Genomic DNA, 12,020 nt, shown 5'->3' on the forward strand with positions numbered 1-12,020 from the left:
TGTCAAGTTTTTCCTTAAAATGTGGATAAGTTTGTGGAAATTTGTGTGGAAAACTTTAAAACATGGAACTTTGTCTTTAATTTTTTCGTCTTTATTTAATGAAGAGGATTAAATTTTTCTCAGTTTTGTTTTCTGTTTCAGTTCTTTTTTCTTTTGATATTCCTAAGCAAAATCTAAAAAGGGGTTCTGTTGTATACGGATACGTTATAGATTCAAAAACAAAGCAGGCTCTCTCTTATGCTACATGTCTCATCTATAGAAAAAATGAAGATAAGATCTTAAAAGGTGTTCTTGCAGATGAGAAGGGTTTTTTCCTTTTCGATGGTATATCCCCAGGTATTTACACCTTAAAGTTTGACTTTGTAGGTTATAAACAAAAGGTAATATCTGATCTTAGGGTAAATCAAGGTGATTCTGTTATAGATCTTGGTAAGATAGAATTGGAGGCTACCTATTATGAAACAGAGCCAATTGAGACTAGGGTTGATCCTATTCCTCTAAAATTTGAAGTTGATAAAAAGGTTATAAATGTTAGTGAACTCCAAACTTTTCGGGCTGGGTCTGTTCTTGATGTGTTAAAAAATGTTCCCTCCATAAATGTAGATGTTGAGGGAAATGTTACCTTTAGAGGAAGTGAAAATTTCCAAGTTTTTATAGATGGAAGAAAAACAGCGGTTCAGCCCTCTATTTTGTTGCAGCAAATTCCTGCTAATTTAGTTGATAGAATAGAAATAATCACAAATCCCTCGGCTAAATATGATCCTGAGGGAACGGCAGGAATTATAAACATAGTACTTAAAAGAGAAAAAAGTGAAGATTTTAACATAATTTCAAATTTAAATTTTGGGATGTTCAAAAATTACGGTGGAGATATTCTTGTAAACAAAAATTTTAACAATTTAAACTTTTATGTCTCTCTAAACTATAACAGGAGGGTATTTCTCAATTCTATTGAGTTTGAAAGGACTTTAAATAATAGGACTTTCTTTTCTAAAGGTGAATATACAAGAGGTCATTCTCCCTTTGGATTACGATCAGGCTTAGAGTATCTTTTTAAGAATAATACGTTAGGTTTTAGCATTTCACTTGGAGAATGGTCTATGCATAATACTCATAGTTCAAATTACTTTGATATAAATAGAACTTCTCTACTTTTTGTGACAGAAACTGATCATAGAAGGAAAAGTCCCTATGTTGAGACATCTATTTATGATAAAACAAAACTGAAGTCTGAAAAAGAATTTTTATTTGATTTATCTTATAGCTTTAGAGGGGGTGAGGAATACACCGAAACTTTCAAAAAAGGCTTAGATGGGAAAATTCTTGATGGTTATAAATCAGAGGAAAGTGGTCCTTCTGAAAGATTAGCCACAAGGTTAAACTATAATCAAAATATATTCAAAAATACAGGACTTGAAGTAGGCTTAGAAGGCGAATTTTCTAGATCCAAAGACATCAATAAATTTCTTATTTACGACACACTGAGTGATAATTTTCTCTTGACAAAAGGTTCCAAAAAAGAGGTTTCTTATAGTGATATAGTTTTTGCTCCCTACTTTCTAATTAGAGGCAATTTTTCTAAAACAACTTTTCAGATAGGCTTTAGAGAAGAATTTACCGATAGAAGAATAAATTTAAAAGATAGTTCATTCAATTATACACTTAAAAGATGGGATTATTTCCCCACGATCCATATATCTCACAATTTAAAAGAAAATATTAAATTGAACTCAAGTTATACAAGAAGGATAAGAAGACCAAGGAGTTTTATGCTTGAGCCCTTTGTTACCTGGCTTGACCCCTACAATGTAAGGAAGGGAAATCCAGAATTAAAACCTGAATATATTGATAGCTACGAATTTGGCACTTTACTGCCGTTTTTAAAGGGAAGTCTAACTTTAGAGTCTTATTTTAGAAATGTTTATAACAATATGCATATGGTAAGAGTGCCCTATAATGACTCTGTTTTCATGATGACAAACTATAACACGGGAAGTTCAAGATCCTTAGGATTTGAGCTTGTTTACGATCTTTCCCTCTTTAGGTTTTTAAATCTCAGTTTACTTTATGATATCTATTATTCAAAACAAAGAGGTAATTTGTTTAATGAAGAGTTCACGAGGGAATCTTTTAACTATAACTTTAAATTTAATCTTAACTCCTTCATCACGAGAAATGTAAGAATTCAGTTAAATTTTAATTATGAGAGTCCTACCAAGACTCCCCAAGGAGAAAGAAGTAGAGTTTATTCTCTAGATGTTTCTTTTCAAAGTTTTTTTGCTAAGAGAAAGTTTATTTTGAGCGTACAAATAAAAGATCTTTTTTCGTCATCTTATCATATTTTTAGGGGGAAAGGTGTAAATTATTCTTTTGTCCAGGGGTTTTATCCCAAGACCCCTATACTCTATTTTGCTCTCACCTATAATTTAAATAGTATGAGTTATGAAAAAAGAAAAAAGAGAGAAAATGAAGAAAGACTAATTTTAGAAGAAATGGAGTATTAGATTTTCTTATAATTGTTTATGCTATTTTTTCTAATTTCGCTTCTTTTTCCTGAGAGGCCATTATCGCCCCAAGTTATGATTGGTTCTCACATTTCAGTTAACAATTCTCCTTTTGCAGTCTTTTATCAACCTGCGCTACTACCAGAAAAATTATCTTTTGCATTTTCTTATGCAAAACCTTATGAAGGTTTACCTATAAACTTTTTTGAATCTGCCATTTCTTTTTCCCTTTTTAAGTTAAGGTGGGGGTTAGGTTTTTCGCATTTTGGTGAAGAAATCTATAGAGAAGATTTAATTATTTTATCTTTAAGTTATAAAAATAGTCTTTTTTCAATTGGTTCAAATTTCAAGTTACTATCACTTTATATCCCTGAAGTTATAAGTCATAACGAACCTTCTTTGGATTTTGGTACAGTTTTTTATTTTCCTTTTGATATTAAAGTAGGTGCTTTTACAAGGAATTTTTATAGGTCTAAAGAATATAAAACTCATATCCCTTCACTTTTTGCTCTATCCTTTGGAGTTACTCATAAAGCTCTAGAGTTTTTCTTTGATCTTATATCTGAGGAAGACCATCCCTTTACATACAGTATAGGTTTTAAAATTAATCTTTTAGAATCCTTTTATTTAAGAGGTGGTTTAAGAAGTGAAGAAAAAATTATAGGTGTAGGCTTTGGTATTACTCCTGGTTTTGTTTCTTTAGAGGGTTTTTACAGGGTACATCCCTTTTTAGGTTCGTCTTTCTCTCTTTCTTTATCTTTATATAAGAATTAAACTTGAGAAACTTCGAGAATTTTATAAATTTTTTAAATCGTTCCCCATTTAACGAAGTAATTAAATTTTTTGTAGATAGAGAAATTGATTTTTATATAGTTGGTGGAGCTTTAAGAGATTTCCTTGTTGGCAGGAATGAAATAAAAGATCTTGATGTTTTAGTTCCCATTGATCCTCAGATTATGATAAGGGATCTTTCAAAAAAAATAGGAGCCTCTTATATTTTACTTGACAAAAAAGAGAAGGAGTGGAGAGTAATTATTAATAAAAACTTTACGCTCGATATAAAGGAGATAAAAGAAGATATTAATTACGATCTTTTAGAGAGGGATTTTACAATAAATTCATTAGCATTAAAATACAAGGATAAGTCTATAGTTGATATTACGGGCGGCTTAAATGATATAAAAAATAGGATAGTAAGGGCAGTTAAAAGAGAAAATCTTATAGAGGATCCCTTGAGAATGCTAAGAGCTTTTCGATTTATGGCAACCTTAAATTATGAGATAGATGAAGATACGCTGGAATTTATAAAGAAAAATAGTGATAAAATTGTTCAATCGGCAAGAGAAAGAATAAACAAAGAACTTTTCTTAATTTTTTCTGAGGGAAAAATTATTCATAAGACTCTGCTTAAAATTAAAGAAACAGGTTTACTTTTTGTTTTAATTCCCGAACTAAAGAGTATGGAGGGCTGTCTTCAGATCTACAAGAATAGATCTCTTGATATTCTCCAGCATACGCTAAACTGTGTCTATTATTTAGAAAAGTTCTATAAAAATTACAAAAAAACTTTTTTTGGAGAATACGAGAATTATGTAGAAGAGATATTTTATCCTGAAAATAGAGTCTTGCTTTTTCTTTCTATAATCTTTCATGATGTAGGGAAGCCTTTAACAAGGACTCAAGAGGGAGATAGAACAAGGTTTATTGGGCACGATAGAATCGGTGCTAATATAGCTTATAGATGGGCAAAAGAGATGAGATTCTCAGAAAAGTTTTCAAGAAAGTTAAGAGATATGGTGTATTTCCATATGTATCCTCATCTACTCGGAAGAGAGGAAGAAATAACGAAAAGGGCAATTTACAGATATTTAAAAAAAGTAGGAGATCTGTGGCTTTTACTTATAGTTCACGCATACGCCGATTTTAGGGCAACTCCACCGGGTAAAGACTCCAGTTATCTTAAGAGACTATTAAAAAACATACATGAATTCAAATTAGAGAGCGAAAGAGAAAAGTTAAAACCTTTGATTAATGGATATGATCTAATTGATCTTGGTCTGAAACCTGGCCCCATTTTTAAAGTGATTCTAAACGAAGTAGAAGAACTGAGAGCAGAGGGAATTTTAAAAACAAAAGAGGAAGCCTTAGAGTTTGTTAAGAAAAATTATATTGAGCGATAAATTTTTAAAGATATATAATTAACTTTCAATAGGTTCGATTCCTTCCTTTTTTAAAACGCTTTGCTATGGAATATAAATATTTAAAAATTGAGGATAAAAAATCATATGCTATAATTTTTCTATCAAGACCACCGGTTAATGCTTTGTCTCCGGAACTACTAGAAGAGTTAGAAAACGCAGTTCTAAGTATCTCTAAAGATAAAGAAAAGAGAGCTATAATAATAGCAGGAGAGGGTAAATCTTTTTGTGCTGGTGCTGACATAAAAGTTATGAAAGATTTTAACTCGATAGAGGCAAGAGAGTTTGCCTTAAAGGGTCAAAATGTTCTTCAAAATATTGAAAATGCCGAAATACCCATTATTGCAGCAATTCATGGATACGCTCTCGGCGGAGGCTGTGAACTTGCCCTTGCCTGTGACTTAAGAGTTGTAACAAAGGATGCACAAATTGGTCAACCTGAAGTAAAACTTGGTCTTATACCTGGATTTGCCGGAACTCAACGGCTCTCAAGACTTATTGGTATTGGCAGAGCAAAGTGGATGATTTATACAGGTGAGATGATTTCTGGAGAAAAGGCTTATGAATGGGGTTTTGCTGAGGTTCTTGCTGAAAAAGATAAGCATATCGAGGAGGCTGAAAAGCTTGTCAAGATGATTCTTGAAATGGGTCCAACGGCGATAAGACTTGTAAAGTCAGTTATTAACAGGGGAATTGATTCAACTTTTAAAACTGCAACCAGTTACGAAGCTGAAAGCTTTGGACTTGTTTTTTCAACCGGTGAACCTAAAGAGGGAATCGAAGCATTCTTAGAAAAAAGGAAGGCAAAATGGCAAAAAGAAGATTAGTTATTATTACAGCTTTAGGAATAATTTTTTTAATATTACTTTTTTATTATTTAAAGCCGGGAACTGCCCCCTATATAGTAAAAGAGGAAGAGCTTGAGAAAATTCCGACAGAGGAAGCGATATTTGGCTACGAAAAAACAGATGAACTATGGATGGGTGTTTATGTGGGAGATAAAAAGGTAGGTTATGCTTATACGCGGCTAAAAAGAAAAGAGAAAACAAGAGAGATCTATCAAAAAATGTACTTAAAGGTTATCCAACTTGGTCAAGTTCAAGAGCTTTTTGCCACAACTATAGTTAATACTGATGAGAACTACACTCCTAAGAATTTTGATTTTATTTTAGAGTCCCTACAACAGAAAATGAAAGTAAGAGGTTTTTTTAAAAAGGATAAACTTTTTCTTAATGTTGAAACTCCTGAATTTAAAAGAGATCTAACTCTTGATGTTCATGGGATTTCACAACTTCCTGTGACACTTGAAAAGTTAATAGAGGAGGGCAAAATAAAGAACAAAATGGAATTTTCTTATTTTGATCCAACCACTTTTAAAATGGAAAAGGGAGTAGTGGAATATTTAGGTAAATCGGAAGTTGATTATAAGGGAAAGAAAATTTTGGCTGATCACTATAGGATGAAGGTTTCAGTGCTTGTTACCGATGTGTGGTTAGATGAAAAGGGAATTTTACGTCAAGAAACTCAGCCTCAAATGGTTTTTTTAAGGGAAAGCCCAGATGAGGCAGTTAAGATAGAGGGTAGACCATTAAATATTCTTCTTAGATTTGCAGTTAAGCCTGAAGGAAAAAAGATAGACGAATCAAAGAGAGATAACTATAAAAGAGCTGTTTATCGTTTAAGTAACATAGATTTATCTGCATTAGATATTGAGCTTGCTTCACAAAGGATTTTAGAGAAAGGAGAGGATTATGTAGTGATAGAGACTTTTAAAGATGAAGTGAGGGACGTTTCTAAGATCGACACTACAGGTGTTTCAAAGTATTTAAAACCATCTGCTTTTATTCAATCTGATGATCCTCTTATTATTGATTTTGCTAAAAAGGGAGCTAAAACTTTTTCTAATTACAAAGAGGCTGCTAAAAACTTAACTTTTTATGTATATAATTATCTTGAGAAAAAAGCAGTTGTGTCTTTTCCTTCGGCTCTGGATGTTTTAAAGATGAAAAAGGGTGATTGTAATGAGCATTCAGTTCTTTTTACAGCTTCAGCAAGAGCTTTGGGGATTCCCTCTGAAATAGCTGTAGGACTTGTTTTTACAGAGGGCTACTTTTATTATCATGCCTGGAATGCTATTTATCTTGATAAGTGGATATTTGTAGATCCCACTTTTGGCCAATTTCCAGCAGATCCCCTTCATATAATGTTAAAGCTTGGCGGAGTAGAAAAGCAGGCAGACGTTATGGCAGTTGTTGGAAAAATTAAAATAGAAGTAATAGAGCTAAAATAATGTTTCTTCTTAAGTTATCAAACATAATAAAAAAGTTCGAAAGATTCCAACTTGGACCGATTAATTTAACGATAAATGAGGGTGAAATTTACGGTCTTATTGGTCCAAACGGTTCAGGTAAAACAACGACCCTGAAGATAATAACGGGCCTTCTGATACCTGATGATGGAGAGATTTTTTTTAGGGAAAGAGTAATAGAAAGATTTGATGATTTTAAAAAAAACTTAGGTTTTGTGCCTGACAATCCCTTTGTATATCCCTATCTTTCAGGTTACGAGCATCTGCTTTATACAGCAAGGCTCTATAAGTTAGAAGATGAATATATAAAAGAGAGAATAGCTTACTACTCAAAACTGTTTGATATGGAAAGTTGGATTGATACTCAGTCAAGGTTTTATTCTTATGGTATGAAGCAAAAAATATCTATTACATCGGCTCTTTTACATGATCCTGAGCTTCTTATTGTAGATGAGCCTATTACAGCCTTAGATCCTGTATCGGTTTACAGGTTCAAAAAGCATCTTATAGAGCGTAAAAAATTGGGGAAATCGACTTTACTTGCTACGCACTCTTTATTTTTTACCGAGGAGCTTTGTGATAGGGTTGGTATCATCTTTGGTGGCAAAATTTTTAGGGAGGACTCACCTCAAAATTTGAAAAAAGAGACTAATTCAGTTTCTTTAGAAGAAGCTTTTATCAAAATCGTTGCTTAAAAATTTTTAATTAGATTAGAGGTAAACTTCCTTCTTTTTTTTAAACATATTAAAAATAGTAAAGAAACCGAGAAAAATTGTAAGCACTGTTACGATGGCAGGGCTTGTGGGAATATCAAGGATGTAAGAGATAACAGCACCGAGCACTGAAGATAAGATACCTATTGTCCATCCAAAAATAAGTTTGTAAATAAAGTTTTTAAAAAGTAGAGTTGAAATAAGAGGGGGAATTATAAGAAAAGAAAAAACAAGTAGGACACCTGCCGTTTGAACAGAGTGAGTGACGGCGAAAGCAAAGGTAGAAAAAAATAAAATGTCAAGTAATAGATTCTTTTCTTTACCTTCTGATAGATTTAGGAATTTTTTCCAAAGTAAAAGGTGTAGGAGGCCTATTAAAAGGTAGAAAAAAAATATTTTAAGGAGTTTACTATAGGTAATCCAAAGGAGACTGCCTGAGAAAAGTTCTCTTAGTGCCTCTTCTCCGTGGGGAGCTTTTTCTAAAAAAAGGATCGTAAGGGCTGTAGCAGCAACGTAGCTTATTCCTATAAGTGCCTCCTGTATAGTCTTGTTATCATAGGTTCTATATGTAGATAAAAGAACTGAGCCCAATAGACCAAAAAGTAAGGAAGAAAAGAAGTGATTTAGATTGAAAAGAAAAGCGAAGGCAACACCCATTGCCACTATTTGAGCAATGGCAAGGTCAGCAAAGATAATTCCCCTTTTTAAGATATGAATACCAAAATACGTATGAATTCCCACGAGTATAAACGATGAGATTAATATAGGTAAAAGTATATCGATCATTTTTTTGATTTGTTCAAAACGTTCAGAATTTCCCTCATAAGATCAAAGTAATTTTTAATGTTATCAAAGCTATTTATGTCATGTGGAAGCACTACATAATCCACACCTGTTAGTTCTGAAATTTTCTGTGGAGCCTTTTTATCATAATAAACTGAGGTTATTATAAGAGAAACCCCTTCACTTTTTATTTTATCTACTAGATTCTTAATATGGTGAGCTGAAGGTGGAATACCGGGATTAGGTTCAATATAGTCTACAAAGTAGAACCCAAACCTTTTTGCTGTATACTCATAGAGTTTATGATAACTTACAAATTTTTTACCTTTGAGATTGCTATAACGGTCAAGCCAAATATTTAAACTGTCGCTTAGTTCTTTTTTCAGCTTTTCTCCATTTTTTATGTAAATTTCCTTGTTCTTATAATCTAATTCTTGTAATCTCTTTGTTAGTGAATCAGTTATGTAGATAAGGTTTAATGGATCAAAGTGGTAGTGGGGGTTTCCGAACGGATGAACATCGCCCATTGCTCTTGTAACAGGGCTTTCTATTTTTTCGATCACTTCGGGAATAAATTTTGATAAGTTTATGTGTCCTTTTTGCCCAGGCATTATTTTTGGATTACCGCTTCTTTCAATTAGGTAGGGCAGGTAAGCTATTTCAAGGTCAAGACCGTTATAAATAAGCACATCAGCCTTTTTTATCTCGACTATCATACTTGGTTTTGTATTTATGTTGTGTGGATCTGATCTTCCGTCTACTAAGGTATAGACTAAGACCTTATCACCTCCTATTTCTTTTGTTAGCCATCCAATCCATGGTAAGGTTACAAAAATTTTTAATGTAGAAAAGAGAAAAATTGTAGTCATGGTTTCCTCCTCTTTTAATTTTTAAAAGGGATGAGCACCATGAGGGCCGACACTGAAATTAAACTCAAAGTAAACTTTTTTCTCCTCTGTCTCATAGCCTATTCTAAATCTTGAAAACTCTGTCGGGCTAAAGTCAACCATAGCCATATTTTTTCTTTGTTCTTTATTTTCCTCTTCTAAGAAATCAAATCTATAACCTACTCTCCATCTAGGTATAAATTTAAAGACAAAATCAAAATAAAAAGATCTAAAGTGAGCGTTTTGAGAATAACTAGCTGTGATCAGTAAGCCCCTTAATCTTTCTTCTCCTGGTTTTATTCTTTTAAAAGCAATTTCTGTTCCGAACCATTTAATTGTATCTTTTTTAATTCCTGTAAAGGAAGATATCCACAGGGTTATATTAAAGGGTATTTCGCTAGAAAAGTGGAGGTAACCAATATAATTATCATATCTCCCTATATCACCTTTAAAAACTTCTATGCCCGGTTCAATAAATAATTTGAAGGGGAAAATGTAGGATAGGCCTATGCCAAGTCCGCTTATTTCTTCATGTTTGTGGTTAGTTATTTCATGGTGAGGGTGGATGTGATTATGGTTTTCTTTAGTTAAAGTTAGGTGTTTATACATCATGGGAAGTTCGGGGAAGTCATAAAAGTGTGGATGGAATGTGTTTAGTCTTGTGAATCTGCTTCTAAATTTTCCGATTAGGATTTCAACGGGTAGTGTTAAAGTTTTAGCGTATCCTTCTTCTAGCTCGATTCCTGCTTCGGTTAATGGAAAAAAGCCGAAAAAGATGAAATATGGATCTATGGCTCCTTTTATATTGAATTCAAAGGAAAAATCATTTTTTATTGTGTCTCTCTTTTTTTGAATTTTTAAATATAGTACACCCCCGAATTCGGGGTTAAAGTATGGTTGTAAAAGTTGAGTTAAAACTAAAATTTTTAACATTTCTACCTCCTTTTTTAAATCAAAAATTATAAAAAGGTTTTGGTAAAATTAAGTTAAATTAAGTTATTTTTATAAGAGAGAAGGAGGGGCTCTTGAGAAAGGGCAAAATAGATTTTGAGAATCAAAATTTTTTAATAGTGAATTTTTAAGAAATCCTTCTTTATTTTTATTGTTAAAAATTACTATTTCTTCTTTTTTTGTTTGCTCAGAATGAAAAGTGTTTAATACGCAAAGTTTGCAATTTTCACTTTTTGTTTCAAAATGATTATGATTTGAAAAATTTAAAAATGTTAAACATACAAAAGTTAATTTTAGTAAAAAAATTTGCTTTAGTTTTATAAAGATTTTTAAGGTTTAAAAAGATGGGAGTTGAACCCCATTTTCTAATCTATTTTCTAGCGGGCTAGTGCAATTGGTACTCCGTTATAATCGGCAGTGTAGCTGTTGCAGCTATATGTTATAGTAATGTAGTTGTGACCGTCTGTTACTTTAACTTTACCTCTATCAGGGTATTCGCAGTCTTTATTTTCATCAAAATGTAAATCTTCACCTATTACTCTTAGAGCATAAGTAACTCCTGCATATTTAATTTCAAAGTCTGCAGCATAGTTAAACGTTCCAGCAACCCATGGTTCACCAGGATTATCCGGAGTGTAGTCAATGTCAAGGTCTATTGACCATGAAATTTCTTCTGTAGTGATGAATTTATACTCATAATAAATGTGGCCAGAAAAATCTGTTCCTATTTTATCTATGTCGTAACGAGAATTTGACCTGATAGTATATTGTGGTGTATTTCCTTGAATAAATTTAAATTCAAAATTGTTAACCTCGATATAAAAACCTGATGTAGAGTCGTTATCGTCTTTATCCTTTATTATGAATTCTCCGCTGAAAACAAGTGAAGAATTTGGATCGTCCGGATATTGAACTGTGCAGTTATAAGTCATTTTAGCATCTTTAAAATAACCGTCTCCATCTGAGTCAGTGGTGTCTCCAGATATTTCTACGCAAGGAGTCTTATTTGCTCCTATTTTTCCAAAGGGTGAAATAGTTAACGTATCAGGTTCAAACATCGTATAGATAAGAAATCCAAATCCTTGAGCAACAATAGGGGCGATTGCTTGTGCAGTTTGTTGATTCAGTTGTGTCTGAGGCTTTGGTTCTGTCTTTTTCTCCTTTTTACAGTTGTAAAGTAACACCAGACCTATTATTATGCCACCTAGTAGAAACACTTTTTTCATTTTTTTATACTGTTTTTAACCCGAATCGAACGGTTCTTTAATTTTAAATCCATAATTAAAATCTTTTCAAATTAAGTGGGAGAAAGGGCCCAAAATTTATTTTTATTTATTAGATTTTATTTACTTTGTGGTTCACCTTCGACCTCTATTGTGAATGTTCCGATCGTGAAGTAACCTAAGATTAAACCAATCACTACATCAACGGCATCCATATAACACCTCGCTTTTACATTTTTTAAATTATACTTTGCTATTAAATCTGCTGTTGAATTATCTGTAAGTGGAACAAGACCATAAAGAATAAACCATACCTTTTTTGATACCTTTACTTTACCCACATCAACTTCGCTCATAACTTTTACATCTGATTGAGGTGGGGCAACAAATTTGATATTATAGCAGGATACGAAGCCTATTAAAGTTATTATAGCTAAAATTTTCTTCATATTT

The 12,020-nt window shown here is 32.5% G+C and carries 11 protein-coding genes; 6 read left to right on the top strand and 5 right to left on the bottom strand.

Annotated elements, in window-relative coordinates; genetic code table 11:
• Positions 1 to 98: 98 nt before the first annotated feature.
• The 6 genes from ABDH49_04360 (at position 99) to ABDH49_04385 (ending at position 7,705) form a co-directional block, all read left to right on the top strand.
• Positions 99 to 2,504 carry a TonB-dependent receptor gene (locus ABDH49_04360; protein MEN3046198.1) on the top strand — a complete coding sequence of 802 codons (2,406 nt, stop codon included), beginning with the start codon at positions 99 to 101 and terminating at the stop codon, positions 2,502 to 2,504.
• Positions 2,505 to 2,522: 18 nt separating this feature from the next.
• Positions 2,523 to 3,278: a hypothetical protein gene (locus tag ABDH49_04365; protein ID MEN3046199.1), complete on the top strand. Its 756-nt coding sequence runs from the start codon at positions 2,523 to 2,525 to the stop codon at positions 3,276 to 3,278.
• 2 nt (positions 3,279 to 3,280) lie between these two features.
• Positions 3,281 to 4,684 carry an HD domain-containing protein gene (locus ABDH49_04370; protein MEN3046200.1) on the top strand — a complete coding sequence of 468 codons (1,404 nt, stop codon included), beginning with the start codon at positions 3,281 to 3,283 and terminating at the stop codon, positions 4,682 to 4,684.
• Between the two features lie 65 nt (positions 4,685 to 4,749).
• On the top strand, positions 4,750 to 5,529 hold the full coding sequence (locus ABDH49_04375) for an enoyl-CoA hydratase-related protein (GenBank protein ID MEN3046201.1): 780 nt from the start codon (positions 4,750 to 4,752) through the stop codon (positions 5,527 to 5,529).
• Positions 5,511 to 6,992, top strand: coding sequence for a transglutaminase domain-containing protein (locus ABDH49_04380; GenBank protein ID MEN3046202.1), 1,482 nt, complete (start codon positions 5,511 to 5,513; stop codon positions 6,990 to 6,992). Before ABDH49_04375 ends, ABDH49_04380 begins: the two co-directional genes overlap by 19 nt.
• The gene (locus ABDH49_04385; GenBank protein MEN3046203.1) at positions 6,992 to 7,705 is read left to right on the top strand and encodes an ABC transporter ATP-binding protein; all 714 of its coding nucleotides are present in this window, start codon (positions 6,992 to 6,994) and stop codon (positions 7,703 to 7,705) included. The genes ABDH49_04380 and ABDH49_04385 overlap by 1 nt, the downstream gene beginning before the upstream one ends.
• A gap of 15 nt (positions 7,706 to 7,720) precedes the next feature.
• Here the strand turns inward: ABDH49_04385 and ABDH49_04390 are convergent, their stop codons facing one another.
• The 5 genes from ABDH49_04390 to ABDH49_04410 form a co-directional block, all read right to left on the bottom strand.
• Positions 7,721 to 8,509: a metal ABC transporter permease gene (locus ABDH49_04390; GenBank protein ID MEN3046204.1), complete on the bottom strand. Its 789-nt coding sequence runs from the start codon at positions 8,507 to 8,509 to the stop codon at positions 7,721 to 7,723.
• Entirely contained in the window at positions 8,506 to 9,375 is an 870-nt protein-coding gene (locus ABDH49_04395) for a metal ABC transporter substrate-binding protein (protein MEN3046205.1), read from the bottom strand. Before ABDH49_04395 ends, ABDH49_04390 begins: the two co-directional genes overlap by 4 nt.
• A 21-nt stretch (positions 9,376 to 9,396) precedes the next feature.
• Positions 9,397 to 10,326 carry a hypothetical protein gene (locus tag ABDH49_04400; protein ID MEN3046206.1) on the bottom strand — a complete coding sequence of 310 codons (930 nt, stop codon included), beginning with the start codon at positions 10,324 to 10,326 and terminating at the stop codon, positions 9,397 to 9,399.
• Between the two features lie 395 nt (positions 10,327 to 10,721).
• Positions 10,722 to 11,570 carry a hypothetical protein gene (locus ABDH49_04405; protein ID MEN3046207.1) on the bottom strand — a complete coding sequence of 283 codons (849 nt, stop codon included), beginning with the start codon at positions 11,568 to 11,570 and terminating at the stop codon, positions 10,722 to 10,724.
• 116 nt (positions 11,571 to 11,686) lie between these two features.
• Positions 11,687 to 12,016, bottom strand: a complete 330-nt coding sequence (locus tag ABDH49_04410) for a hypothetical protein (GenBank protein ID MEN3046208.1) — start codon at positions 12,014 to 12,016, stop codon at positions 11,687 to 11,689.
• Between the last annotated feature and the right edge of the window lie 4 nt (positions 12,017 to 12,020).

The sequence above is a fragment of the Candidatus Hydrothermales bacterium genome, from assembly GCA_039630235.1.
Taxonomy (GTDB): Bacteria; Hydrothermota; Hydrothermia; order Hydrothermales; family JAJRUZ01; genus JBCNVI01.